Source organism: Tardiphaga sp. 285_C5_N1_2 (assembly GCF_052076065.1).
Classification (GTDB): Bacteria; Pseudomonadota; Alphaproteobacteria; order Rhizobiales; family Xanthobacteraceae; genus Tardiphaga; species Tardiphaga robiniae.
The window spans coordinates 3,783,708-3,809,032 of sequence record NZ_CP197241.1 but is presented as its reverse complement, the minus strand read 5'-3'; the positions used below and the strand labels follow the sequence as shown (position 1 = coordinate 3,809,032).

22 protein-coding genes are annotated in these 25,325 nt (G+C 61.0%); 3 read left to right on the top strand and 19 right to left on the bottom strand.

Annotated features, from left to right (window positions below; all coding sequences use genetic code 11):
• Positions 1-37 precede the first annotated feature (37 nt).
• From AB7951_RS18075 to AB7951_RS18060, 4 genes are read right to left on the bottom strand one after another with little or no spacing between them, the layout of a single operon-like run.
• Positions 38-526, bottom strand: a complete 489-nt coding sequence (locus tag AB7951_RS18075) for a GtrA family protein (RefSeq protein ID WP_441255976.1) — start codon at positions 524-526, stop codon at positions 38-40.
• A complete protein-coding gene (locus AB7951_RS18070) occupies positions 507-2,168 on the bottom strand; it encodes a hypothetical protein (RefSeq protein ID WP_441255975.1) in 1,662 nt (553 codons plus the stop codon). Before AB7951_RS18070 ends, AB7951_RS18075 begins: the two co-directional genes overlap by 20 nt.
• A 7-nt stretch (positions 2,169-2,175) precedes the next feature.
• Positions 2,176-2,913 carry a class I SAM-dependent methyltransferase gene (locus tag AB7951_RS18065; protein ID WP_175366737.1) on the bottom strand — a complete coding sequence of 246 codons (738 nt, stop codon included), beginning with the start codon at positions 2,911-2,913 and terminating at the stop codon, positions 2,176-2,178.
• An 11-nt stretch (positions 2,914-2,924) separates the two neighbouring features.
• Positions 2,925-4,376, bottom strand: coding sequence for a glycosyltransferase (locus AB7951_RS18060; protein ID WP_441255974.1), 1,452 nt, complete (start codon positions 4,374-4,376; stop codon positions 2,925-2,927).
• Positions 4,377-4,792: 416 nt separating this feature from the next.
• Here AB7951_RS18060 and AB7951_RS18055 point away from each other — a divergent pair, with 416 nt between their 5' ends.
• Entirely contained in the window at positions 4,793-5,950 is a 1,158-nt protein-coding gene (locus AB7951_RS18055) for an AGE family epimerase/isomerase (RefSeq protein ID WP_441255973.1), read from the top strand.
• 13 nt (positions 5,951-5,963) lie between these two features.
• Here AB7951_RS18055 and AB7951_RS18050 read toward each other — a convergent pair whose 3' ends face one another.
• A complete protein-coding gene (locus AB7951_RS18050) occupies positions 5,964-6,416 on the bottom strand; it encodes a GtrA family protein (protein WP_441255972.1) in 453 nt (150 codons plus the stop codon).
• A 91-nt stretch (positions 6,417-6,507) separates the two neighbouring features.
• The gene (locus AB7951_RS18045; RefSeq protein WP_441255971.1) at positions 6,508-7,737 is read right to left on the bottom strand and encodes an AMP-binding protein; all 1,230 of its coding nucleotides are present in this window, start codon (positions 7,735-7,737) and stop codon (positions 6,508-6,510) included.
• Positions 7,738-7,810: 73 nt separating this feature from the next.
• Between AB7951_RS18045 and AB7951_RS18040 the strand changes: the two genes are divergently transcribed.
• Positions 7,811-8,437 (top strand): VTT domain-containing protein, encoded by a 627-nt coding sequence (locus AB7951_RS18040; RefSeq protein WP_441255970.1) that lies wholly within the window; start codon positions 7,811-7,813, stop codon positions 8,435-8,437.
• Here the strand turns inward: AB7951_RS18040 and AB7951_RS18035 are convergent.
• The 6 genes from AB7951_RS18035 to AB7951_RS18010 all read right to left on the bottom strand — a co-directional run bounded on the left by AB7951_RS18035 (position 8,434) and on the right by AB7951_RS18010 (position 15,791).
• On the bottom strand, positions 8,434-9,273 hold the full coding sequence (locus tag AB7951_RS18035; protein WP_441255969.1) for an ATP-binding cassette domain-containing protein: 840 nt from the start codon (positions 9,271-9,273) through the stop codon (positions 8,434-8,436). The genes AB7951_RS18040 and AB7951_RS18035 overlap by 4 nt on opposite strands.
• A 215-nt stretch (positions 9,274-9,488) precedes the next feature.
• Entirely contained in the window at positions 9,489-10,769 is a 1,281-nt protein-coding gene (locus tag AB7951_RS18030; protein WP_441255968.1) for an ABC transporter substrate-binding protein, read from the bottom strand.
• A gap of 60 nt (positions 10,770-10,829) precedes the next feature.
• Positions 10,830-11,903, bottom strand: coding sequence for an ABC transporter permease subunit (locus AB7951_RS18025; RefSeq protein ID WP_441255967.1), 1,074 nt, complete (start codon positions 11,901-11,903; stop codon positions 10,830-10,832).
• A 6-nt stretch (positions 11,904-11,909) separates the two neighbouring features.
• Positions 11,910-12,803 (bottom strand): branched-chain amino acid ABC transporter permease, encoded by an 894-nt coding sequence (locus AB7951_RS18020; RefSeq protein ID WP_089268124.1) that lies wholly within the window; start codon positions 12,801-12,803, stop codon positions 11,910-11,912.
• 238 nt (positions 12,804-13,041) lie between these two features.
• Positions 13,042-14,973: an AMP-binding protein gene (locus AB7951_RS18015; RefSeq protein WP_441255966.1), complete on the bottom strand. Its 1,932-nt coding sequence runs from the start codon at positions 14,971-14,973 to the stop codon at positions 13,042-13,044.
• A complete protein-coding gene (locus AB7951_RS18010) occupies positions 14,970-15,791 on the bottom strand; it encodes an ABC transporter ATP-binding protein (protein WP_093760123.1) in 822 nt (273 codons plus the stop codon). Before AB7951_RS18010 ends, AB7951_RS18015 begins: the two co-directional genes overlap by 4 nt.
• Before the next feature lie 228 nt (positions 15,792-16,019).
• On the opposite strand from AB7951_RS18010, the gene AB7951_RS18005 reads away from it, so the two are divergent.
• Complete coding sequence (locus AB7951_RS18005; RefSeq protein WP_093760121.1) at positions 16,020-16,694, top strand: Crp/Fnr family transcriptional regulator; 675 nt, start codon at positions 16,020-16,022, stop codon at positions 16,692-16,694.
• A 7-nt stretch (positions 16,695-16,701) separates the two neighbouring features.
• Here AB7951_RS18005 and AB7951_RS18000 read toward each other — a convergent pair whose 3' ends face one another.
• The 7 genes from AB7951_RS18000 to AB7951_RS17970 form a co-directional block, all read right to left on the bottom strand.
• The gene (locus AB7951_RS18000) at positions 16,702-17,397 is read right to left on the bottom strand and encodes an ABC transporter ATP-binding protein (protein ID WP_089268120.1); all 696 of its coding nucleotides are present in this window, start codon (positions 17,395-17,397) and stop codon (positions 16,702-16,704) included.
• Positions 17,397-18,146 carry an ATP-binding cassette domain-containing protein gene (locus AB7951_RS17995; RefSeq protein WP_441255965.1) on the bottom strand — a complete coding sequence of 250 codons (750 nt, stop codon included), beginning with the start codon at positions 18,144-18,146 and terminating at the stop codon, positions 17,397-17,399. Before AB7951_RS17995 ends, AB7951_RS18000 begins: the two co-directional genes overlap by 1 nt.
• Positions 18,143-19,456: an ABC transporter permease subunit gene (locus tag AB7951_RS17990; protein ID WP_441255964.1), complete on the bottom strand. Its 1,314-nt coding sequence runs from the start codon at positions 19,454-19,456 to the stop codon at positions 18,143-18,145. Before AB7951_RS17990 ends, AB7951_RS17995 begins: the two co-directional genes overlap by 4 nt.
• Entirely contained in the window at positions 19,453-20,400 is a 948-nt protein-coding gene (locus tag AB7951_RS17985) for a branched-chain amino acid ABC transporter permease (RefSeq protein WP_068738207.1), read from the bottom strand. Before AB7951_RS17985 ends, AB7951_RS17990 begins: the two co-directional genes overlap by 4 nt.
• Before the next feature lie 203 nt (positions 20,401-20,603).
• On the bottom strand, positions 20,604-21,836 hold the full coding sequence (locus tag AB7951_RS17980; RefSeq protein WP_093760115.1) for a branched-chain amino acid ABC transporter substrate-binding protein: 1,233 nt from the start codon (positions 21,834-21,836) through the stop codon (positions 20,604-20,606).
• Positions 21,837-21,964: 128 nt separating this feature from the next.
• Complete coding sequence (locus AB7951_RS17975; RefSeq protein WP_441255963.1) at positions 21,965-24,409, bottom strand: CoA transferase; 2,445 nt, start codon at positions 24,407-24,409, stop codon at positions 21,965-21,967.
• 62 nt (positions 24,410-24,471) lie between these two features.
• On the bottom strand, positions 24,472-25,308 hold the full coding sequence (locus tag AB7951_RS17970) for a uroporphyrinogen-III synthase (protein WP_441255962.1): 837 nt from the start codon (positions 25,306-25,308) through the stop codon (positions 24,472-24,474).
• Between the last annotated feature and the right edge of the window lie 17 nt (positions 25,309-25,325).

The following is a 25,325-nucleotide window of genomic DNA, read 5'->3' as shown; positions in this document are numbered from 1 at the left end:
TCCGAGACGTCCGTCGTCAATGCTTCGCTAAAGTCTCTTACCGCTCGGGACGCGCAGGTTCGGACACATCGTAGCAATCTCGCGATCCCGGACTAAACACGTAATATCGGCTGAAGAGAAACGACGTAAATGGAATGATGGTGATGACGATGAACGTGGTGACGAGATAGGGGAGGCGAAGAATCGAATGGGTGCCGTAGGTGATGAGCTGGATCATCATCAGATTCCAGCCGACCAGGCAGAAGAACTTGACGACCGTAATGGGTCGAATGACGGATCTGTAGGTCACTAAGCCGTGGCCCATAAACGACACGAAAACTGATCCGATGCCGCCGACCAGAGAACTCTGCCATCCGTTTCCAGTCTGATTGTAAACGAGGTTGGAAATCACCAAAAAAATCAGATTGGAAGCTAATCCGATAAAAATGTAGCGAAGCAGCAGGAAGCTACCACGCTGACTGAACCGCATTGTTCGCCACAACTGATGCATGCCTGAACCTGCGCCTCTAATTGCTGCCCTTGCCATCTAGATGATCCATAACACGATACACATGTGTCCCATCAAACAGCTCGCGTTCCAACTGCACCTGCACGTCGAGGCTCTGCGGGCTCAAGTCGTTCGGCAACAGCATAAAAACGGATTTCCCCCGACGTACAAGCTCCGTGATGACCTGTCCGGGCACCCATTCGCCGTTCAGCCAGAATTTGTTATTCCAGCGATTGTATGAGGCGACGAGCGGGCTGCGCCCAGCCATCTGGCGCGCAATTCGTTCGCCCGCGTACCCGATTCCGAACGCCACGGCATAATTGACATCGTGAACATCGTAGGCTCCGATCCAGATCGAATTCGGAAGTTCCGCCTTCAGGCTGGCCATCGATTGCATGAATTTGGATCGACGCTGAATTTCATCCCGCTGTGACAGGCTCGTCGGCAGTTCCGGCGCCCGAAAGGCGGCAAACCATACGGCATAGCACGCCAGGGAGCCAGCCAGGATCGCGCGGCGCGACGACCGTGGCAGCAACTCGCTGAAATGCAGGAAGATGCAGAGGCCCAGAAGCAGGGATGATACGATGACACACGGCACGAAGTAGCGGAATCCGAAATGCTTCAGAACCAGGGCGGTCAGCAGCAGCGATGCGCCTAGCGCTGCGATGACAAAGCGGCTGCGCCAGTCGGACATCCTTTCTTTGAAGGAGTTGTGGCTGGCTCTGACAGATGAAGCGACGATGACGGATGCAGCGACGAGCAGCAGCCCAGTGAGCCAATAATTCTTCAGCAAGCGCGATGCATTGCCTTTGACCGTCACCCACTCCAGGACACCCGTCGAGCCACTGCCGTATTGCCCCGTGTGGGTTGCGAGTTCCACATACCAGTTGGCCATTGCGAGGAGGCCGGGCAATATCGGAAGCAGCAGCAGCACGATTCCCGCGACGGCCCCGGCGACGCCGAGCAATAGCCTTCGTCGACTTTCTATCGCTCCAAGCAGCAAAAGAAGCGGAGCGCTCGTTATCTTTGCGACCAGCATGGCGGCGATACACAAGCCGATTGCGAATGGAAGCCAGCGTTTTTTGTCAAGCGTGTCGTCTCGATAGACCGTCCACTCGAGCAAGAATAGCGACAGCAGCAGGACGCCAAAAACCATGAGCGTTGCTTCGGCTCCAATCATGCCTGGGCGAACGAACTCGGCATATAGAATAGGGAGTGTTTGGATGAGGAGCGCTGCCTCCGTGTTCCGGAGCGCTTGCTTTGCCACAAACCCGAGCCACAACACGCAAAAAGCGAAAAGTACCATATTCGCGCGAGATACGAACCTGAGAGCCGCTTCAGGATCGCTCAGGATGATGGTAAGAAGGTTTTGCTGGCCTGCCGTCGATATCCAATTCCACGCCTGATACAGGCGAAGATAGCAGGCGATCAGGATAAATGACGTCGTGCCGGGATGAACGACGATGCCTGGCGAATGCAGATCGGCGACGGCGGCCCCATTGAACAGGTACGCGTAGCTTGGGTCGTAGTCATAGCCAAAGGCGAGGTTCGTAAAACCGAAATAGATTGGCTCATACGATCGGAGCAGGATGTGGCCGACCACGAAGCAGAATACGGGAACGATCAGGAGCAGACCGGTGGAGATAGAACGGTTCATCTCAAATGCCTTCACATCGTCCATTTGCAGATCATCGTTTCTCGATCGAGATCAGAGCAAACAGGCCGAGCAGCCTGTCGAGGCCGGTCCATTTCTCGATCGTCCGGCACGCCGGGTAAAGCGGTGCTGGCAACAAAGATGGTCCGGTATACCCGCCCGAAATGAGATAGCTGGCCGGCATCAGGGGCGAGGTCTTTCTCAAAACAAGATCTGGAAACAGGCGGTCAAAGCGTTGCCTGTCGCGCTCGAACACAATCCAGGGCAGCGCTCCGTTGGCGTCCGAAAGCGGACCGGACGATTCGAAATCCCAGTCGGTCCTCGTATCCTCAAAAGGTTCGTGATGGAGTTTGCGGTAGATGAGGGTTGACCACGGCGTTTTCCATGGCTCGATCATGATCAAGCGGCCGCCCGATTTTAGTGACGTGGAAACGTTTGCAAGGAAACGTTGCGAGCGCGGCAGGTGGTGAAATGCGTTCACCATGACGACCGCGCGCAACGCCTTGCAATCCTCCGGTAAACTCTCGCACGCATCGAACACGCGCTGCACGCCGCGCACGGGCATGACATCCGACGTGATCAGGTCCGGAATATACTCGTTGAGAAATCCGGCGCCCGAACCAATCTCGAGCACCGGTCCCGAGATCGCGGGAAGTTCGGCTTCAATCGTCGCGTACCATTCCCGATATATCCTATTCAGAAACTTCTTTTTCTGCAGGGTTTCGATGCGTTGATTGGTGACTGCGGGATCGTCGAGATCGGCGGTCTTCACATTTTCACCCTCTATCGGAATTTGAATTTGCGCGCCGCGAGCAGAACCATCTTCAGAAGGATCACGCCGTGCCGCCATCTCGCAATATTGGTCTCGCCGTAAACACGCTCGTGATAGCGAATCGGCAAATCAATGATTTGCAAATTCTGCTTGGCTGCACCGAAAATCAGGTCGAAGTCGCCGAACGGGTCGAAGTCGCCGAAATACGATCTGCTGGCAACAATCTTCGCATACTGATCCCGATGCAGAACTTTCGTGCCGCAAAGAGTGTCCTGCAATTTCTGCCCCAGCACCCAGGAAATCGCGAGGCTGAACGCGCGATTGCCCAGCAAATTGAGCGGGCGCATGGCATTGCCTTCCATCGGATACACAAGACGCACACCGTTTATGAATTCGCCGGCACCGCTGGACCATGCTCGCAGAAATTTGGGGAGATCTTCTGGCAGGACAGAAATGTCCGCGTCCAAGATCATCAGGATGTCGCCGCTGGCTTTGGCGAAGCCGAGTTCGACAGCGTTGCGCTTGCCCTTCTTGTCCTGCTTGTAAAGTGCAGAGGTGATGTCGGTGCGCGAGGAGAGTTCGCGCTGAATGACCTCGAACGTATCGTCCGTCGAATTACCTTCGACAAAAATGACTTCCGTCTCGCGGCCCATTTTTGGGATTCGCCGAAGCAGATCGGCGATATGTCCGGCCTCGTTTCTGGCTGGCACGATCACGCTGACCGTGAGTTCCGCCTCGGGGCGGAGCGTCCGTTTGCGCAGCACGTAAAAATTGGTCAATGCAAACAGCCGAAACGGCCACAGACGAACCAAATATCTGTTGAACAGCGTCGACAGGATCGGGATGTCCAGTGGCAACAGAATTTCCGGCGACGTGCTGACGCATTCAAAACCCGCAAGTCTTGCGATGTTTTGAATGTCGTGCGGCGAGAGCCAGTTCTGTCGCAACAGGGGTGTCGCCAGCCGAAACTTGCGGGCAAGCCAAAGCGGCCATTCCCAGATCTTGCTGTAGGAATTGATGATGACTCGGGTATCCGGCGAGATCTGTCCGGCAAGGTTACGAAGGGCGGCTTCGACATCCCAGAGATCGTCAACCAGATCAGACAGGATGACGTAGTCGATAGCCTCGTCGACTCTGAAGGAATGGGCGTCCTGGTTATGAAAGGTCACCCTCGGAAGGGTGGTCGCATTGACACGCTCAAGTCTCTTTTCCGAAAAATCGATTCCATAACCGCGTGACGGTTGTACGGCCGCAAGCAAATCTCCTGAGCCGCATCCGACTTCCAGAACACGGGCTCCCTGAGGAACCAGAAAGCGGTACAGATGGGCGAGTGTCCGTCGATAGGCGCGAGGCGCGGCGCTATTTCCACATTCAATGGTGGTTCTTGAACCCCAATGCCTTTTTCTCTCCGCAGTATAAACCTCCATGGGGGAAAGAGAGGACTCAGGTGCACGCTCGTTCATGAAAAACTGGTATCCAAAGTTGGCAATCGGGTTAGCTGCCTCCAATTAGTCTTTTTTGAAACACGATACTATCTGGAAACACCTAAACCGCATTTTTGAGCCATCTGCGGTTAGAGTTATTGTTCAACCTGGAGTTGTTATTTGTTGTATTTGCATCTAAAGGCGGTGCAGGCCGGGCGCGACCGTTGCCTACAACATAAAAGCATTTCACGCAGATAGATTCAAAGGCGGTCTTTGAGATAGATGGTTCCGTCTTGCTCGATCAGGGGAGTAGGCGTCCCGTTGAAGGTCCGCCTTCGCCTCTGCTGGCGGACGGTCTATGCTTAAACCATAAATCAGCTAGTTAATGCTTGACCGCGAGGTCATGCGAACGATCCCCGAGCCTTGCACGCACCGCATCATTCTCAAGGACTGAAATGGCCAAGTCTGGCAGCGCAGCAAACCCGGTAACCGGCCTCACCGACATAGTCCGGGCGCTAAAATTACATATGATCGAGGACGCGCTTTCTCTTTGGGCAGCAGAAGGCTGCGACCCGCGATCGGGTGGGTTCGTCGAGAGATTGAGTTCGGCAGGCGGCCCGGATCTTGCGGCCCCTCGCCGTGTCCGCGTGCAGGCCCGCCAGATCTACTGTTTCGCCAAGGCTGCGCAGCTTGGCTGGTATCCGCAGGGCGCCGAGATTGCGCGCAAGGGTCTCGATTACATGCTGGCCAAGGCGAAGTCGCCAGATGGCAAGCCCGGCTTCGTGCATATCCTCGCGCCCGATGGCTCGGTGCTCAATCCGCTGCGCGACACATATGATCATGCCTTCGTCCTTCTCGCGCTCGCGACTGTGTATCAACTCGATCGCGATGCAAAGGTGCGCGCCGAGATCGACGAATTGATGCAGTTCATCGATACGCAATTGCGTTCGCCCGATGGCGGCTATGTGGAGGGTGTGCCGGCTTCAATGCCGCGTCGGCAGAATCCGCAGATGCATCTGCTGGAAGCCTTCATCGCGGCCTTTGACGCGACCCATGATCAGGCGTTCCAGGCGCGGGCCGGCGATCTGTTCGGTCTGTTCTCGTCGAATCTGTTCGATGCGAAGAAGGGCGTGCTCGGCGAGTATTTCGAACAGGACTGGTCGCGGATCGAACCGGTCAGCGTCGAGCCCGGCCATCAGGCCGAATGGGTCTGGCTGCTCAAGGGCTTTGAGCGCATCACCGGCTGTCCGACCGGCAAACAGCGTGCCGCGTTGCTCGAATCCGCGCTGCGCTATCGCGATGCCACCGGCTGTCTGGTGGACGAAGGCGACGCCCAGGGCAATATCGTCAAGGCCACACGGCGCTGCTGGCCGCAGACCGAGATCATCAAGGCCTTCGTCGCGCAGGCGGAGTCAGGCGTTGAGGGCGCGGCCGACGAGGCACGGGCGGCGCTGGTGCGGCTGGACAAGTATTATCTGCAGCATCCCGTCAAAGGCGGCTGGTACGATCAGTTCGACGGTGAGGGACGCTCGCTGGTCGATGCGATCCCGGCGTCATCCTTCTATCATATTCTATGCGCGGTCGCCGAAGCCGACCGGGTGCTCGACACCTGACCGCCTGTGCGATCTAGCGGATGGCTTCGTTCGGATCCGTCGGCTTGGTCCGAAACACCACGAAATGCGACATCGTGAAATTCACGATGAAGCTAACCAAAATGGCCAGAAGCTTGGCGGCATAGACCGGCATGAAGTGCGACAGCACCACGAGCGTGGTGGTAGTCGCGATCACGCCTAATACACCCGAGGCGACGAAGCTGAGATAATCCTTCCGCCGCAGCACGCGGCCGGATTCGGCGCGGAACGTGATCATGGTGTTCATCACGTAGGAACACGATACGGCCACCAGCCAGGCTATGACATTGGCGGGCACCAGCGGCAGCTTCAGCACCTGATAGGCGAGGGTGAAGATGGCGAGATCGATGAGGGTGTTGCCGAGGCCGATCACGCCGAAGCTGATGATCTTCGACACCGTGGGGCGCAACAGCCAGGTCTCGACAATTTGTGGTAAATTCAGTCTCACGGCAGCAGGCATCCTCGATCTGGGCGGCTGCATAGCAGGATCGCCCGGGGAAGTCCGGCTTTTTATGATGCGCCGCGGCAGTCCTGCCCGGTCAGTTCCCGCGCTCGTCCGCGATGATCTTGCCGTCATTGGGCAGCGATGCCGGCGCCACCAGCTCCACGGCGCCACCGAGCTTGCTGACGGCCCTGAGCGTGGCTGTGACGGCCTCCTGCAGGCCGGGCTTGTCCCGGGCCGCCGCTTCGGCTTTCAGCACCATGGCATCATTTTCACCGTCTCTGGACACCACCAGCCGTAGCCGGCCGAGTTCCGGGTGCCGCTTGCCGATTTCGGCGACCTGTTCGGGCCGCACGAACATGCCCTTGACCTTGGTGGCCTGGTCGGCGCGGCCCATCCAGCCCCGGATGCGCATATTGCTTCGGCCGCAGGCGCTGGGGCCGGGCAGGGCGGCCGTCAGGTCGCCCAGAGCCAGCCGGATCCACGGGTGGTGCGGATCCAGCGACGTCGCCACGATCTCGCCAACATCGCCCTCGGCCACGGGTTCGCCGGTCCCGGGGGTTACGATTTCCAGGATCAGGTCCTCATTGACGATCATCCCGTCCCGGGCCGTGCTCTCATAGGCGATGAAACCCAGATCAGCCGTGGCGAAGGCCTGATAGGCCTCGACACCGCGCGATGCGATCTCAGCCTGCAGCGATGGCGGGAAGGCTGCGCCGGACACCATGGCGCGCCTGATCGAGGAAATGTCGCGCTTGGAGGCTTTCGCAGCATCCAGCAAGATCTTCAGAAAATCCGGCGTGCCGCTATAGGCGGCCGGTCGATAGGCTTCAATCAGTTCGAGCTGTTGTTCGGTGTTACCCGGGCCGGCGGGGATCACAGCGCAGCCGAGTGCCCGCGCGGCGCCGTCGAAGATGAAGCCGCCGGGGGTCAGGTGATAGCTGAAAGTATTCAGCACCACGTCGCCCGCGCGGAAACCGGCGGCATAGAGCGCACGCGCGCCGCGCCAGGGATCGGCCTGCTTCGACTCCGGCTCGAAAATGGGCCCCGGCGAGGTGAACAACCGGCCGAACGAGCCGGTCGCGCCTGACACGAAGCCGCCGAACGGTGGGCTGGCCTTGTGCAGGGCTGGCAGGTCGGATTTGCGCAGCACCGGCAATTCCGCCAGCGCGGCGCGGTTGATGATGGCGGCGGGATCGATACCCTTGAGATGCTCCGCATAAGCGGGCGCCTGCATCGCGTGGCGCAGTACATCCGGCAGGCGCGAGAACAGATTGGCTTGGCGCTGCGACGGGTCGCAGTTCTCGAGTGTGTCGAAGTGGCGCATCTGGGTGTGTCCTGGTGGTTTGGCGTCGTCGCGGTTGTTCCGGTAGCCTGTGGCGCCGTGCTAGTGGGAAATCATGTCGTCAGAACGCATCGTCCAATGGCTCGAAAGCTTCGGCCAGCTCGATTTTCCCGCTGCCGTTGTGCTCGCCGCATTGGTTGTTGCCTCTTCGTTTTTGCCGGTCCCACGAACATTCGTCGTGCTCGGTGCCGGTGCTGCATTCGGTTTGCGCTCTCTCGTCGTCATTCTTCCAGTCGCCGCGGCTGCATCCGCTCTGGCCTTCATGCTGGCGCGCTCCGTTCTGCGCGGCTGGGTGGAGCGGCAGACCGAGAAACATGCGGCCTGGCGCCTCGTTGCCCAGGCCGTCGATGACGAAGGCTGGCGGATCGTCGCACTGATGCGGTTCGGCGGACCATTGCCCAATTCGGTGCAAAATTATCTGTTCGGTTTGACAAATATCAGACTGCTCCCGTTCGCCCTGGTCACTTTCCTGTTCACGCTGCCGCAGATCGTGTTTTACGTGTATCTCGGTGCGTCCGGACGGGCGTTGTTGCTCGATGATGGACCAATGCCGCTCAACCGTGTGCTGATTGCCATGGCCCTGATCATTGTGCTCGTCATCCTGTTGCTGGTGTCGCGTCGCATTCGCGCGATCCTTGCGCGCAAGACCGGCATCGCGACCTGCGGGGCCGTGAGCAGCTAAAGCCATCGCTTCCTGCGCTTGAAGCTCTTCAGGTTCTTGAAGCTCTTGCGCTGGTCGCCGGCGCCGCCGAGATAGAACTCCTTTACATCCTCATTGTCGCGCAATTCGTCGGCGGTGCCGTCGAGCACCACCTTGCCCTGTTCCATGATGTAGCCGTGGCTAGCGACGGAGAGTGCCGCGCGGGCATTCTGCTCAACCAGCAGAATGGTGACGCCAAGATCGCGGTTGATCTTCTTGATGATGGCGAACACTTCCTTCACCAGCAGTGGCGACAGGCCCATGGAGGGCTCGTCCATCAGGATCATCTTCGGACGCGCCATCAGCGCGCGCCCGATCGCCAGCATCTGCTGCTCGCCGCCCGAGAGATAGCCGGCGAGGCCGGTGCGCTCCTTCAGGCGCGGGAAGTAATCGTAGACCATCTCGATGTCGGTGGAGACCTCGTTGTCTTTCCGCGTGAAGGCGCCGAGCCGCAGGTTTTCCAGCGAGGTCATGTCGGAAACGATGCGGCGGCCTTCCATCACCTGGAAGATGCCGCGGCGGACGATCTTGTCGGGATCGATGCCGTCGATGCGCGCGCCGTCGAACAGGATCTCGCCGCGCGTGACTTCGCCGTCTTCGGTTTTCAGAAGGCCGGAGATTGCCTTCAGCGTGGTCGACTTGCCGGCACCATTGGCGCCAAGCAGCGCGACAATCGCGCCCTTCGGCACCTCCATGCTCAAGCCGCGCAGCACGAGGATCACGTCGTCATAGACGACCTCGATGTTGCGGATATCGAGCAGGGGGGCGGTGGTGGAGGCCGCTGCTGGTCGCGTGCCGGTGTCGATGGTTGGCTGCACAGGATGAACTCCGTCTTTCTTGTCCCTCCCTCAAGCGGCGAAGCCGCGCAGTGGGGAGGGTGGCGCGTTGAGAGCGAAGCGAACAACGTGACGGGTGGGGAGTCGCAAACTCCGACGGCGCTTGCGGAGACACCACACCCCGGCCTACGGCCGACCCTCCCCACTGCGCAGCTACGCTGCTTGGGGGAGGGAGGCCACTGGCGTCTTAGTTCAAACTACCACCCATGCCATTCCGGCTTGCGCGGCAGTTCCACGGTCTTCACCTTCTCGAGCTTGATCGTGCCCTTGGCCATCAGGTCGTTGAGATCGCCATCGGTCGCGCCGGAGACCTTCGAGCGATACAGATCGACCTTGGTGGTCGGGCGGTGATCCTTGTCGGTCCAGGTCGAGGGATTGCAGACGCCTTCCATGCCGGCCGGCACCCAGTCCTTCTTCTGATAGAAGCCCTTGGCGACGTTCTCGCCGGTGGCGCCGCCGTTCTTCGCGGCCCAGTCGAGCGCTTCCTTCATGTAGAGCGAGGTGCAGACCGCCGCGACGTAATGCACCGGGCGATAGATTTTGCCGGACGGGTCGGAGATCTTCGAAATCTCCATGATCGTCTTCATGCCGGGCGCGTTGCCGCCCCAGCTCACCGCCGTGCGCAACGGGAAGATCACGCCGTCGGCCGCATCGCCCGCGGCCTTCGCAGCGTTTTCATCCATGCCCCACACATTGCTCATGAACTGCACGTCAACGCCGGCCGCCTTGCAGGCCTTCATCACCGAGATGTTGGAGGCTGCGGTGTTGCCCAGATACGCGTAATTGGCTCCGGCGCTCTTCAGGCTGAGGCACTGCGCGCTGTAATCGCCGGGCGAGAGTGCGAAGACCAATGGCGGCAGGACTTCAAAGCCGAGTTCGGCGGCAAGCGCTTCACCAGCCGCTTTGGGCGCGTTGGGGTAGGGATGGTTGGCGCCCATATGGACATATTTCGGTTTGCCGGTCTTGCCCTTCGTCTTCCAGTCTTCCGCTGCCCAGGTCAGCTCGGCGCGCAGCGCGTCCGAATAGCTCGGGCCATAGAAGAAGTTATACGGCGCAGGCTTCGCCTTGCCGCCGGCACCGGTGGGATCGGTCAGCGCCGCCGAGTAGGATCCCGAGATGTCCGGGATCTTGTCCTGTGCGAGGAAACCGGTGAGCGCTTCGGTATCCGCGGTGCCCCAGCCCATGATCGCCGCGACCTTGTCGGCACCCGACCACTTCTTGTACAGCGCGATGGCGCGCGGCACCTGATAGCCATAGTCATTGCTATCGAGATTGACCTGCTTGCCGCCGACGCCGCCATTCTTGTTGATCCAGGCATAGGTATCGACCACGCCCTGGCCATAGGGCGTGCCGACGTCGGAGGTGCCGCCGGAATAATCGGCGAGGTGGCCGACGGCGATCTGCGCCTGCGCACTGGCGGACGCGCCTGCGATGAGAAGGGCAATGGATGCGGACGTTAGAAAAGATTTCATCGTCATGAGCATTCTCCCGTTGGATTTTATATTTTGTGGTCTCGTGTCGTCCGTCCCGTTCAAGCGTCAATGCGAGAACGGGTAGAGTTTCCAGTAGGTCTTGATCTGCCGCCAGCGATGCGCGAGCCCGTCCGGCTCGAACACCAGAAACGCGATGATGACGAGGCCGATGGCGATCTCGCGCAGAAAGGTCAGGTTGTTGTTGAGCGCCAGCGCTTTGTCGATGACGCCGCCCTTCAGCTCCATGCTGATCCATTCCATCGCTTCCGGCAGCAGCACGACGAAGGCCGTGCCCATCAGCGTGCCCATGATCGAGCCGGTACCGCCGATGATGACCATTGCCAGGAACAGGATCGAGCGCTCGATGCCGAAACCCTCGTTGGAGACCACGAGCTGGTTATGCGCGTACAGCGCGCCGGCGATGCCGGCGAAGAACGCCGCGAGGCCGAAGGACAACGTGCGATATTTGGTGAGATTGATGCCCATGATCTCGGCCGAGAGATAGTGATCACGCACAGCCACTAGCGCGCGGCCGTCGCGTGAGCGCATCAGGTTGGTAACCAGCAGATAGCTCGCCACCACATAGGCCAGCACCACATAGAAATACTGCCGGTCGCCGCGCAGCGTATAGTCGAAGATCGAGAACGCTTTGGCCGTCGCCGGCACCGAGCCGCCGCTGAACCAGTCGGCGCGGGAGAAGAAGTCGAGCAGAATGTATTGCGCGGCCAGCGTGGCGATAACGAGGTACAGCCCTTTCAACCGTGCCGCAGGCAGGCCGAAAATGAGTCCCACGATGGCCGTTACTACGCCGGCGATGGGAATCGAGAAAAACACCGGGATCGGATAGTTGTTGGAGATATAGGCCGAGGTGAAAGCGCCGAACAGGAAGAACGCGGCGTGGCCGATGGAGATCTGGCCGGTAAAGCCGACCAGGATATTGAGCCCCAGCGCCGCGATGCCGTAGATGCCGATCATGATCAGCTGGCTGAGCCAGTATTCGCTGAGCAGTTGTGGCGCGAAGCAGATCAGCACCACGCCGAGGATCGCCGCGTTGCGGCTGGTGGTGGTCGGGAAGATGGTGGTGTCGACCGCATAGCTGCTGCGGAAGTCACCGGCGGGAATGAGGGAGGGGCTTGCCATGATGCTTTACACCCGCTCGATGTCTTTGGTGCCGAACAGGCCGTAAGGCTTGATCATCAGGATGATGATGAGCACGTAGAATGGCGCGACCTCATAGAGATTGCCCCAGTGCAGATATTCGCTGTCGATGAATTGCGCGAAGTTCTCCAGCAGTCCGATGATGATGCCGCCGACCACCGCGCCGCCAATGGAGTCGAGGCCACCGAGGATCACCGCGGGAAACACCTTGATGCCGTAGATCGACAGGCCCGATGATACGCCGTTGACCACGGCAACCACCACGCCGGCGACGGCGGAGACCATCGCCGAGATCGCCCAGGCCATGGCGAACACCGTCTTGACGGAGATGCCCAGCGATTGCGCCACCTGCTGGTTGAACGCGGTGGCGCGCATCGCCAGGCCCCATTTCGACACCTTGAAGAACCACGCCATGCCGATCATCATCGCGACCGATACTACGAGGCTCATCACATAGACGGTCTGGATCTGTAGGCTACCGATCGTCACCGACTGGCTGGTGAAGACACGCGGGAATGGCTGCGGGTTGACGCCATAGATCCATTTCAGCGCGGCCTGGAATACGGCCGAGAGTGCGATCGTCACCATGATCACCGAGATGACCGGCTCGCCGACCAGTGGCCGCAGGATCACGACCTGGATGAGGATGCCGAAGGCGAACATGAACACCAGCGTCATCGGCATGCCGAGCCAGAACGGCACCTGATATTTGGTCAGCAGCGTCCAGCACACCCAGGCGCCGATCAGTAGCAACTCGCCCTGCGCGAAGTTTACGACCTGGGTGGCTTTGTAGATCAGCACGAATGACATCGCGACCACGCCGTAGAGCGTACCGACCACGAGGCCGTTGACCAGAAGCTGGAGGAGGAACTGCGTGTTCATGCGATGGCTTCCGCAACAGAAGATGCGATCGTCCCCTCTCCCCCGAGCGTGGCGAAGCCACGCTGGGTGGGAGAGGGTGCCTGAGCGTAGCGAAGGCGGGAGAGGGGGCGCCACGAACGAGAGCGCTGCGTTTGGCGCCCCCTCTCCCGGGTGAGTTTGGGTCGACCTTCGGCGCTCCCCTCTCCCGCAAGGGGAGAGGGGATAATTATGCGCATCGCGCTATGCTGCGAACAGACGTTCATTCCGCCGCCTCCATGCGCGCGCTATCCCGCGCCATGTCCACCACAACCAATCGCGTGCGGATGCGCTGCGACGTGCCGTCCTGGAAGCGGATGGTGGTGTCGACGGGGATATCCCGCGCGCCGCCATAGATGCCGTCGATGATATCGGCGTATTTCTCGTTGATGACGCTGCGGCGGACTTTTCGCGTGCGGGTCAATTCGCCGTCATCGGCGTCGAGCTCCTTGTACAGCAGCAGGAATTTGGCGATCCGCTGCGCGGGCGGCAGCGTGGCATTGACCGTCTCGACTTCCTTGCGGATCATCTCATAGACCTCGGGGCGTGACGACAGGTCCGTATAGGTCGTGAACGAGATGCGGTTCTTCTCGGCCCATTTCGAGATGATCGAGAAGCGGATGCAGATCATCGCCGCGAGCGCATCGCGGTTGTCGCCAAGCACCACGGTCTCGGCGATATAGGGCGAGAATTTCAGCTTGTTCTCGATATATTGCGGGGAGAAGCGTTCACCGCGCGCGGTCTGTGCCAGATCCTTGATGCGGTCGATGACGACGAGTTGCTTGTTGTCATTGAAATAGCCGGCATCGCCGGAATGCATCCAGCCATCGCGCAGATCGGCGGCGGAGGCCTCGGGCGATTTGTAATAGCCGAGGAACATGTTGGGGTGCCTGACAACGATCTCGCCGACGCCCTGCACATCGGGATCGCGGACTTCGATCTCGATGCCGCTGCCCATCGCGATGCCGGTGGTGTCGGGATCGACGGCATCCGGCGGATGCAGTGTGAAGGCGCCGAGCGTCTCGGTCTGGCCATAGAGTGTGCGCAGCGGCACGCCCATAGCGCGGAAGAATTTGAATGTGTCCGGGCCCAGCGCGGCGCCGCCGGTGGCGGCCGAGCGCAGCCGTGTGAAGCCGAGACGATCACGCAGGGCACGGAACAGCAGCGTATCGGCGACGGCCGAGCGCTTTCCTTGCGCGAGTGCGGATAGCCCGGATTTCATGCCGAGTTCATACAGGCTCTGCTTCAGCGGCGATGAATCCATCACCCGTGCGCGCACGTCCGCTGCGATGCCTTCCCAGACCCGCGGCGCGAACAGCACGAAGGTCGGCGCGATCTCGCGAAAATCGTTCATCATGGTGTCGGCCTGCTCGACGAAGTTGACCTTCATCCGGCTCAGTAGACCTTTGCCGAGTGCGTAGACCTGCTCCATGATCCAGGGCAGCGGCAGTACCGAAACATATTCGTCGTCCGGTCCCTTCGGATCGAACGACAGATACACCGCGCAGTGGCCGAGCACGCGGCCTGCGGCGAGCATCGCGAGCTTCGGGTTCGATGTCGTGCCTGACGTGGTGCAGAGGATCGCGACATCCTCGCCCTGCGTCGCATCGACCAGTTGATCGTAGAGGCCCGGCTCGCGCGCCGCACGGTCGCGGCCCATCTGGGCGAGCCTGTCGGCTTCCAGCAGACGTGGATCATCGTATTTTCGCATGCCGCGCGGATCGCTGTAGACGATGTGCTTCAGCGCAGGGACTCGCTCGGCGAGGGTGAGCAGCTTGTCGACCTGTTCTTCATCCTCGGCGAACACGATCTTGGCTTCGCCGTAGTTGAGGAGATAGGCGGCTTCCTCATCCAGTACGTCGCGATAGAGACCGAGGCTCATGCCACCGATGGCATGCGCGGCGATCTCGGCAGCGACCCAGTCCGGCCGGTTATCGCCGATAATGCCGATGACATCACCACGCGCGATGCCGAGCTCGACCATGCCGAGCGTGAAATCCTTCACCCGGGCATGGTAATCGTCCCAGGTGAACTCCCGCCACAGGCCGAAATCCTTCTCGCGCAGCGCGATCTCTTGGCCATGTTCTTTGGCGTTGAGGCGCAGCAGCTTCGGATAGGTATCTGCCTGTTTGATGCGTCCGGCATAGTCCATCATGCGGCACTCTCCGCAGCGATAGGCGCATGGTCGGGATCGACGAGGGCTTCGTCTTCTTCACCGAGATAGGCGCGCTTGACGTGCGGATCGGCGAGCACGGCAGCCGGATCGCCCTCGGCGATCTTGCGGCCGAAATCCAGCACCATCACGCGATGGGAGATATCCATCACGACGCCCATGTCGTGTTCGATCATCATCACCGTCATCCCGTATTCTTCATTGAGATCGACGATATAACGCGCCATGTCCTCCTTCTCCTCGAAGTTCATGCCGGCCATCGGCTCGTCGAGGAGGATGAGGTTGGGCTCCAGCGCCATCGCGCGGGCGAGTTCGACGCGTTTGCGGAGACCATAGGGAAGGGTGCCAGCGGTGGCCTTGCGCACGCTCTGCAGATCGAGGAAGTCGATGATCTCCTCGACCTTGCGGCGATGCTCCAGCTCTTCCTTGCGCGCGCCGGTCAGCCAGTACAGCGAGCCGGTGAGGAAGTTGTTCTTCAGGAGGTGATGGCGCCCGACCATGATGTTGTCGAGCACGCTCATATGATGAAACAGCGCGAGGTTCTGAAAGGTGCGGCCGATGCCGAGGCCGGGACGGGCGTTGGGATTGAGCCCGGTGATATCCTTGCCGTGATAGAACAGCTGGCCTTCGGTTGGGCGATAGCGACCGGAGATGCAGTTGACGATGGAGGTCTTGCCGGCGCCGTTTGGCCCGATGATCGAGAACAGCTCGCCGTCATTGACAGCGAAGCTCACATCGGTGAGCGCGCGAACGCCACCAAAGCGCAGTGACACCCCGCGCACGTCCAGAGCAACCGCCACTCAAATCCTCCCAGATACGGCGCTTGTCGCGCTCTTTATCCACGTTCCTCGGATGGTCCCGAGCCTATATCGCCCGGTCACGCTAAGCCATTCTACTAATGACCTTTCGCGGTGGTCTTCCCTACGTCAAATCGGTATCCTGAAATGTCTCGCGGCGGACAATCTGCCTGCCAATTTGTCGCGCGCGCGTTCTTTTGCGCTGCAACATTCAAAGTGAAGCCGGACCCTATGATTGCTGCAGATCATCTCAAGCGCATCGCGGCGTGGGCGCGGGACCTGAACGAAAAGGAGATCGAGGTCGCGCGCGCCGGCATCGTCGAGAAGTCGTTCAAGGCGAATGAATTCGTCTGCATGCGCGGTGACCAGTTCGAATACTGGACCGGCGTGGTGAGCGGTCTGGCGAAGATCGGCACCATCTCGCGCAGCGGCAAGGAAGTCAGCATCACCGGCCTGACGGCCGGTGCGTGGTTCGGCGAGGGCAGCGTGCTGAAGAACGAACCGCGACGTTACGACATTGTCCCGCTACGCGACTCCAAGCTCGCATTCATGGAGCGCCCGGCATTCATGTGGCTGTTCGAGAACAGTGTCGGCTTCAACCGCTTCCTGGTTTCGCTGTTGAACGAACGGCTCGGTCAGTTCATCGCACTGACTGAATATGGCCGCAGGCTCGACGCTACAGGGCGTCTCGCGCGCTGCATTGCCTCGCTGTTCAACCCGATCCTCTATCGCGACGCGACCAGGCATCTGGATATCACCCAGGAAGAGCTCGGTGCCATCAGCGGCATTTCGCGGCAGAGGGCGAACCAGTGCCTGCAGACGCTGGAGAAGGAGGGTCTGCTGCGCCTCGAATATGGTGGCGTGACAGTGGTCGATCTAGAGAAGCTGGGCAGCTACGGCGATTAAGCGATGCTCAGACTTCCAGCCATTCCCTGCGCACGGCGTCATTGGCCTTGAGTTCGGCCGGCGTTCCCTCGAACACGATACGGCCGTGCCCCATCACATAGACCCGATGCGAGATGCGCAGCGCGATCGACAGCTTCTGCTCGACCAGCAGGATCGCGACGCCACGGCGTGCGATCTCGGCGATGAGGTCGCCGACCTGCTGGACGATGATCGGTGCAAGGCCCTCGGTGGGCTCGTCGATCATCACGAGTTCAGGATCGCCCATCAACGTCCGGCAGATCGTCAGCATCTGCTTCTCGCCGCCGGACAGCACGCCGGCCGCAGTGTCGGCGCGCGCGGCGAGGTTCGGAAACATGCCGAGCATGTCGTCGAGTTTCCACTTGCCGGGATGACGCGGATCCTTGATCCCCAGCATCAGGTTCTGCCGTACCGTGAGGCCCGGAAAGATGTCGCGATGCTCCGGTACATAGCCGAGGCCGAGATGCGCGATCCTGAAGCTCGGCAGGCCGGCGATATTGGCGCCCTTGAAGGTGATGGTGCCGTGTGGCGGCACTTCACCCATGATGGCCTTCACGGTGGTCGAACGCCCGACGCCGTTGCGGCCGAGCAGCGAGACTACTTCGCCGGCATCGATATGCAGATCGACGCCCTGCAGGATGTGGCTCTTGCCGTAATAGGCGTGCAGGTCCTGAACTTGGAGCATCACGCCACTTCCTCGCCGAGATAGGCTTCCTTGACCTTGGGATTGCCGCGGATTTCCTCCGGCGTGCCCGAGGCGATGATCTGGCCATAGACCAGAACCGAGATGCGGTCGGCGAGGCCGAACACCACGCTCATGTCGTGCTCGACGATCAGCAGCGTGCGTCCTTCCGTGAGACGTCGGATCAGCGCCACGGCGCGCTCGGTTTCGGCGTGACTCATGCCGGCCGTGGGCTCGTCCAGCAGGATGACATCGGCGCCGCCCGCAATGGTGATGCCGATTTCAAGCGCGCGCTGCTCGGCATAGGTCAAAAGACCCGCGGGCACGTCGCGGCGCGATACGAGGTTGATATCCTGCAGGATCTGCGCGGTGCGGTCGCACACCTCGGGCAGGTTGTCGACATTCTTCCAGAACGCATAACGATGGCCGGTGGCCCAGAGTACGGCGCAGCGCAGGTTCTCCCACACGCTCATCTTGGCAAAGACGTTGGTGACCTGAAAGCTGCGCGACAGTCCGCGGCGGTTGATCTGGAAAGGCGGCAGGCCCGAGATCACCTGATCGCGCAGCAGGATGCTGCCGACTGATGGCTTCATATAGCCTGATATCAGATTGAACAGGGTGGACTTGCCGGCGCCATTGGGGCCGATCAGCGCGTGGCGTTCGCCTTGCGCGACCGTCAGGTTGACGTTGCGGATCACGGAGGTGATGCCGAAGGTTTTCTCGACGCCGCGCAGCTCGATGGCGGTGCTCATGCGGCCACTCCCTTCTCGCGTGCGGCGGTGAGGGCGTCGTCCCAGCTTGCCGCGACGCGGGCCCAGGTCTCGCGCGCGACGATAAAGCCGCCGATCAGCAGCACGGCGGCAACGGCCCAGATTGCCGGGTTCGCTGCGTCGAACGGAATCCCGAACGCCTTGATGTGTGAATCCTCGCCGGGATTGACGGTGAAGTGGACAGTGGTCTCGATCGCCAGCATGAGGCCGGTGATCATTGCCAGCGTCGGTATGAAGGCGACGAGATAGCTCGGTAGCACACGGCTGAGCGTGCCGCCTTTCAGCAATGGACGATGCATCATCAGAAGGCCGGTGATGCCGCCGGGCGCGAACATCACGACGGCGATGAAGATCAGGCCGAAATAGAGCTGCCAGACCTGCGTGAGATCGGAGAGGCCGAGCGACAGCAGCGTGACGAAGATCGCGCCGACGATCGGGCCGATGAAGAAGCCGACGCCGCCGATATAGGTGGCGAACAGCACGGTGCCCGATTGCACGGCGCCGAGATAGGCCGAATTGGCGATCTCGAAATTGATCGCGGCTAGCGCGCCTGCTATGCCGGCAAACAGGCCAGAGAAGCAGAAGGCGATATAACGGATGATGTGCGGATCGTAGCCGACGAACTGCACGCGTTCGGGATTGTCGCGCACGGCGTTGCACATGCGCCCGAGCGGCGTGCGGGTGAGGGCATACATCGCGATGACGGCGATCAACGTCCAGGCCGCGACCAGATAATAGATCTGGATCTGCGGGCCGAAGCTCCAGTCGAACAGACGAAGCACCTTTGTGCGGTTGGCGGAGACGCCAGCTTCGCCACCGAAGAAGGTGCGCAGGATCAGCGCCGAGGATGCGACGAGTTCTGCGACGCCAAGCGAGATCATCGCAAAGGCCGTACCGGAGCGCCGCGTCGACACCCAGCCGAGCAGCATGGCGAAGATGAGGCCAGCCGCGCCGCCGACCAGCGGCACCAGCGGCAGCGGGATCGCGAACTTGTTCCTGGCGATGATGTTGATGGCGTGGATCGCGAGGAAGCCGCCGAGGCCGTAATAAACGGCATGGCCGAACGACAGCATGCCGGTCTGGCCGAGCAGGATGTTGTAGGACAGCGAGAAGATGATCGAGATGCCGATCAGGCTGAAGGTGGTCAGCGATCCGCCCGACGAGAACAGTTTCGGCAGCACCAGCAGCGCCAGCGCGGCGGCGATCCAGATGCCGTAGAACTTCAGCCGGTCGGAGGCGGCGGGGCGGGGCGGCGCGATGGTTGCCGGAATTTTGGCGGTGGCGTCGCTCATGTGTCGCGTGTTCCCAGCAGGCCCATCGGGCGGAAGATCAGGATCAGCACCAGCAGCAGATAGGGCATGATCGGCGCGATCTGGGCGACGGTGACGTTCCAGATGTCGGACAGCCAGGTGGCGGCATAGTCGGGGCTGAGCGGGCCGAAGGCGCCGGCCAGCGAGCCGTTCATCGACACAGCAAAAGTCTGCACGAGGCCGATCAGCAATGATGCGATGAAGGCACCGGGCAGCGAGCCGAGGCCACCAACGACCACGACGACGAACAGGATCGGACCCAGCAGACCGGCCATGTTGGATTGCGTGACCAGGGCCGGGCCTGCGATCACGCCAGCGACGGCCGCAAGCGCTGTGCCGACGCCGAACACCAGCATGAAGATACGCCCGACATTGTGCCCGAGATGGCCGACCATATGCGGATGGGTCAACGCCGCCTGCACGATCAGGCCGATGCGCGTGCGCTTCAGCACTACCAGCAATCCGATGAAGATCACGATGGAGACGACCAGCATGAAGATCTTGAAGGCCGGATAGTTGGTGGAAAACAGCGTGAAGGCCGGGAAGTCGAGCAGCGGCGGTACGCGGAAATCGACCGGGCTCTTGCCCCAGATAATCTGCACGATCTCCTCGATGGCGAAAGCAAGCCCGAAGGTGAACAGGAGCTCGGCGACGTGGCCGTTCTTGTGAACGTGACGCAGGCCGTAGCGTTCGACGGCGGCGCCGAGCGCGCCGGCCAGCAGCGGTGCGAGGATCAGCGCCGGCCAGAAGCCGAACCAGCGGCTGATCTGGAAGCCGAAGAATGCGCCGAGCATATAGAAACTGGCATGGGCGAAGTTCAGCACGCCAAGCATGCTGAAGATCACCGTCAGGCCAGAGGCCATCAAGAATAGCAGCATGCCGTAGAGGACGCCGTTGAGCGTGGAAATGACGATCAGTTCAAGCACGAAGTATCTGCCTCTCGGGTGAGGAGTGTGCCGGAGTGCGGCGGCGTCTTAACCTCTCCCCGCTTGCGGGGAGAGGTCGGATTGCGCAGCAATCCGGGTGAGGGGGAGGCAGTGAGTGAAACTGAGAGTCCCCCCTCATCCGTCCCGAACTTGCTCTGCAAGTTCGGTCCACCTTCTCCCCGCAGGCGGGGAGAAGGCAGGGCTTACGGCCGTTCCATCTTGCAGGTCGTCGGCAGCACCGTCTGCGGCGTGTCGATCTTGGCGGCCAGCTTCCAGCCCCAGCCGGTCTTTTCCTCGTCGAACGGCTCCTTGTCGGTGCGTTCGCCGAACGAGGCGATATACATCGGCTGGAAGAACTGATGGTCGTCCTTGCGCATATTGCCCTTGCCGCCGTCGAACACCTCGAACTCCATGCCTTCGAGGGCTGCGGCCACCTTCACCGGATCGAGTGACTTCGCCTTCTCGGCGGCCGCTGCGAACATGCGCATCTCGTTCACAGCGCGCGGATAGAACAGGCTGAAGTCATACTTCGCGCGCAGTGCCTTTTCGAACACGTCGGCCGAGGCGTGGCCGAGATTCGGGATGCCTTCGGCGATCTGGAACACTTGGTGGTTCAGGCCGGCCTGCTTGATCGCGGTTGGGCCGCCGGTGCCGCCGGCATAATAGGTGAACCAGCTCACCTTCAGGCCCGCGTCAGCCGCTGCCTTCAGCAAGAGGGCAAAATCCTGACCCCAGTTGCCGGTGATGACGCTGTCGGCACCAGATGCCTTGATCTTCGCAATGTATGGCGCAAAGTCGGTGATCTTCAGCAGCGGATGCAGTTCGTCGCCGACGATCTTCACGTCGGGCCGCTTGGCGCCGAGCATGGCGCGCGCCTGGCTCCGCACCGACTGACCGAACGAGTAGTCCTGATTGATCAGGTAGACGTTCTTCACCGCGGGCACGGTCTTGATGTAATTGGTGAGCGCTTCCATCTTGATGTCTGAATTGGCATCCCAGCGGAAATGCCAGAAGCTGCATTTCTCGTTGGTCAGAACCGGATCAACGGCGGCATAGTTGAAGTACAGGACTTCCTTGCCGGGATTGCGGTCGTTGAACTTGGTGACGAAGTCCGACAGTGCACCGGCGACCGACGAGCCGTTGCCCTGGGTGATGTAGCGAATGCCGCCATCGATCGCCTTCTGCGCCTGGATCAGGCTTTCCTGCGGATTGGTCTTGTTGTCGAGGGGGACGATCTCGACCTTCTTGCCGAGGATGCCGCCCTTGGCGTTCAGCTCATCGGCGAGAAACTGGAAGGTCTTGAGGCCGACTTCGCCGACGCTGGCGCCGCCGCCGGACAGTGGATCGATATAACCGATCTTTACGGTCTCCTGCGCCATCGCCGAGCCGCCGAGCATAGGCAGCGCAATGGACGCAATGAGGGCTAGTTTGCGCATGGTGTTTCTCCCTGGAAGCATTTGTGCTGGCCGTTGTCGCGACGCCGAATCTTTTGATCCATCCGTCGCTGGCCTTATGCCGGGAGTGTGAGCCATGGCCGCCGAAGCTGCAAGCCTCACTTGCAGCCTCACTTGGTCGTAGGCGCGGCCTTCGCTTTCTTGGATATCGCAGCGTCGCCACTGATTTCCGCGGCGCGCAATTCGTCGATGTCCGCTGCGCTGAGGCCCAGGAGATCGCGCAGGACTTCCTCGTTGTGCTGGCCGAGCGTCGGCGCCAGCCGGGTGATCGGATAGGGCATTTTTGCACTGCCTTCGCGATAGGCAACGGAGGGCAGTAGATGCGGGCCCATAAATACCTTGGTCACAGGCTGCCAATGTCCGACTGCGAGCAGGTGCGGATCCCCGGCCAGATCCAGCGGCAGTCGCGCGGTACCCGCGGGCACGCCGGCGTCCTGCAGCGTCACCATGGCCAGATCCGGTCGCACGGTCGTCGTCCAATGCCGGACCGCGACCTCGATACGGTCTTCCTCGGCGCGGCGGCCTTCGGCTGTGGCCAATGCGGCGTCATCGGCCAGGTCAGTGCGATGCATGACCTTGCACAGTGCTCGCCATTCGTCGTCACTACGCACGGCAATGGTGATCCACTGATCTTCGCCAAGACAGGGAAAGCAACCGTTCGGCACGAAGCGCGGATGCCGGTTGCCAATGCGCGGGCCGGATTTGCCGGTGGCGGATTGCTCAATGACCGAGGGTGCGACAAGAGGCAGCAGGGCTTCCGTCGCACTGAGGTCGATGTGCTGGCCGAGGCCGGTATTCTTCTGATGCATGAAGCCGAGCATCAATGCCGCCGCAGCACTGACACCGCCGAAGGGATCACCGAGCGCGGCATGCAGCATGGTCGGCGGATCGCCTTCGCGGCCGGTGACCGATGGCAGGCCTGAGGCCTGCTCCAGCGTCGAGCCATAGGCGCGCACACCGCTCCATGGACCGGTCATGCCGAAGGCCGGCATCGTCACCACCACGAGACGCGGATTGATCTTGTGCATGGCTGCCGCATCGAAACCCATGCGCGGCAGCACGTCGGCGGCATAATTGTCGATCACCGCATCCGCGCCGGCGAGCAGTTGTTTCAGCAGCTCCTTGCCGCGCGGATTGGTGAGATCCAGCGTGATGCCGCGCTTGTTGCGGTTCATCTGCTGAAACCAGTAGATTTTCTCGTAGGTGCGCTCGGGAAAATACGGGCCGCGCGGATCGGTGCCGCGAAACCAGTCGGGATACTGGCAGGACTCGACTTTGATGACGTCGGCGCCGAGATCGCCCATCTGCCGCGTGGCCGATGGGCCGGCCCAGCCCATGGTGAGATCGATAATGCGCAGGCCTTTCAGCGGCTGCGGATCATCCGGCGTTGCCTGCCGTGTCGCCACGCGCTGATGCGTGGGCAGGGCGTCGATTGTGTCATCGCCGGCAAATGGCGCGCGGCCATTCGGTTTGGGGCGCGAGCCGGTGAGTGTCTGCGGCAGCACCGGCGCATCGAACGATGCCGTTCCAATCTCGACTTTCGCGAAGGCGCCACGATCGCGGTAGTATTGCTGCTTCAGCAGCGTCTCCATGTCCGGCACGACCGCGAGCGGAAGACGCAGCTTGATGCCCATCTCGAACCATTCGTTTGCGCTCTTGTGCATCAGGATGGGCTGGAAGATATCGAACAGCGCTTTGGAATTGTTGGTGCGCGCGAGACCGTCGTTGAACTGCGGCTCTGTCTCCAGTTCGGGAAGGCCGAGCATCACGCAGAACGCAGCCCATTGCGCCGGCGTCACGACGGTGATGCCGAGCCAGCCGTCCTTGGTTGGGAAATTGCCGACGGGATAGCCGCGGCCGAACCGGTTGATGGCCATGCGTGGCCGCGTGAAGCCGACTTCCAGTGCGAGTCCTGTGTCGAACTCGCTGATCTGCAACATCGCCTCATGCGCGCTGACGGCAAAGCGCCGCGCGCCGGTGTTGCGACCATACATGCCGGCCAGCGTCGGAATGAAAGCGGTGAGGCCGGCCATGACGGCGATCTGGCCGTCGCGCGGCAGCACCGGCGGGCCTTCCTGCGCACCGACCAGCTTCACGCTGCCCGCGAGACTGCGACAGACGGAGTCCGTCGTCTGATAATTGCTGTAGAGGCCGTGTTCGCCGAACCACGAGATCGCGGTGATCGCGAGGCCGGGTTGCTCGTTGCGCAAGTCATCATGCGTCAGGAGTGAGTTCGGAATCTCCGAAGGCGCGCGCGCGTCGATCAGCAGGTCGCATGTCGCAAGCAATGCGCGGACCCGCGCGACATCATCGGCCTTATCGAGATCGGCGATGACACTGCGCTTGTTGGTATTCAGCCAGGCGAAATATCCGCTCTCGCGGCGGCCATCGCCGGCATCGACGAGCGGCGGATAGTGCCGCGCAGGATCGCCGCCCGGCGGTTCGATCTTGATGACCTCGGCGCCGAAATCGGAAAACAGTTTGCCGCAGTAATCCAGCGTATCGCCGGATCCGATTTCCGCGACACGCAAATCCGATAATGGCAAGTTTGGCATTTCCGCCCGATCATTTTTTTTATGTGTCGGGGCATCATGTCGAGATGTGTGCGGGCGTCAAGTCATTCGGCGCGCGCTGCAGCCTTGTCGAGCGCGATCGACATCGCCGAGATCAGCGGCTTCATGAAGAACGCATCATTGGCCGGATAGATATCAGCTTCGAGGCCGTACGATTTCAATTCGTCAGACACGACCGGACCAACCGATGCGATCGGTGTCTTTGCAAGTGCACTGCGCAATTGATCCTCGCGGTTATGCGCCTTCGCAGCATCGACGAGACGGCGCACCTGACCCGAACTCGTCAGCGCGATGGCATCGACGCGGCCCGCTTCCATTTCGTCGATGGCCGAGAGGATGTTCGTTTCAGCGGCCTTGGAGTCGTAGACGTAAGGCAGCACCGTATCGACCTCGGCGCCGCAGGAGGTGATCGCTGATATCAGAACGCTGTGGTCCTTCTCGGGATAGAGCTGCAGGCCGAGACGGTGACCTTTAAGATCGAGCCGCGACAGCATCTCGGCAACGCCTTCGGAGGTCGGCTTCTCGGTGGTGATGTCAGCCTCGAGGCCGATCTCGCGCAAGGCGCGACCGGGCTTCGGGCCGCGTGCGAATTTGCGGGATTTGCCGACCGCCGCCACGAACTCTTTTTCGATGCCGCGCTGGCGCACGATTTTCATCATCCGGCGAAGCCCTTCGCCGGTCATTAAAACGAGGTCGTCGAACGGGTTAGCGATGAACCGGCCGATCCAGGCCTCGACCGGGGCGGAATCCGGCGCGTCCTCGATGGTGAACATCGGACATTGCAGCACATTGGCGCCCTGTTCGGTCAGCAGCCGGGAGAATTGCGCTTCCTCGCGGGTCTCCAGGATCAGGATGCGGTAACCGTTGAGCTTGTCAGCCATCTATGTTTTCTGCCTGT

Bases quoted from the DNA above. Each gene is read 5' to 3' on its own strand.
- AB7951_RS18045 (WP_441255971.1), bottom strand. From the start codon at position 7,737: ATGCGCCACTTCGACACACTCGAGAACTGCGACCCGTCGCAGCGCCAA.
- AB7951_RS18075 (WP_441255976.1), bottom strand. From the start codon at position 526: ATGGCAAGGGCAGCAATTAGAGGCGCAGGTTCAGGCATGCATCAGTTG.
- AB7951_RS17990 (WP_441255964.1), bottom strand. From the start codon at position 19,456: ATGAGCGACGCCACCGCCAAAATTCCGGCAACCATCGCGCCGCCCCGC.
- AB7951_RS17975 (WP_441255963.1), bottom strand. From the start codon at position 24,409: ATGCCAAACTTGCCATTATCGGATTTGCGTGTCGCGGAAATCGGATCC.
- AB7951_RS18030 (WP_441255968.1), bottom strand. From the start codon at position 10,769: ATGACGATGAAATCTTTTCTAACGTCCGCATCCATTGCCCTTCTCATC.
- AB7951_RS18070 (WP_441255975.1), bottom strand. From the start codon at position 2,168: ATGGACGATGTGAAGGCATTTGAGATGAACCGTTCTATCTCCACCGGT.
- AB7951_RS18015 (WP_441255966.1), bottom strand. From the start codon at position 14,973: ATGATGGACTATGCCGGACGCATCAAACAGGCAGATACCTATCCGAAG.
- AB7951_RS18025 (WP_441255967.1), bottom strand. From the start codon at position 11,903: ATGGCAAGCCCCTCCCTCATTCCCGCCGGTGACTTCCGCAGCAGCTAT.
- AB7951_RS18000 (WP_089268120.1), bottom strand. From the start codon at position 17,397: ATGCTCCAAGTTCAGGACCTGCACGCCTATTACGGCAAGAGCCACATC.
- AB7951_RS18020 (WP_089268124.1), bottom strand. From the start codon at position 12,803: ATGAACACGCAGTTCCTCCTCCAGCTTCTGGTCAACGGCCTCGTGGTC.
- AB7951_RS17970 (WP_441255962.1), bottom strand. From the start codon at position 25,308: ATGGCTGACAAGCTCAACGGTTACCGCATCCTGATCCTGGAGACCCGC.
- AB7951_RS18040 (WP_441255970.1), top strand. From the start codon at position 7,811: ATGTCGTCAGAACGCATCGTCCAATGGCTCGAAAGCTTCGGCCAGCTC.
- AB7951_RS18055 (WP_441255973.1), top strand. From the start codon at position 4,793: ATGGCCAAGTCTGGCAGCGCAGCAAACCCGGTAACCGGCCTCACCGAC.
- AB7951_RS17995 (WP_441255965.1), bottom strand. From the start codon at position 18,146: ATGAGCACCGCCATCGAGCTGCGCGGCGTCGAGAAAACCTTCGGCATC.
- AB7951_RS17980 (WP_093760115.1), bottom strand. From the start codon at position 21,836: ATGCGCAAACTAGCCCTCATTGCGTCCATTGCGCTGCCTATGCTCGGC.
- AB7951_RS18005 (WP_093760121.1), top strand. From the start codon at position 16,020: ATGATTGCTGCAGATCATCTCAAGCGCATCGCGGCGTGGGCGCGGGAC.
- AB7951_RS18060 (WP_441255974.1), bottom strand. From the start codon at position 4,376: ATGAACGAGCGTGCACCTGAGTCCTCTCTTTCCCCCATGGAGGTTTAT.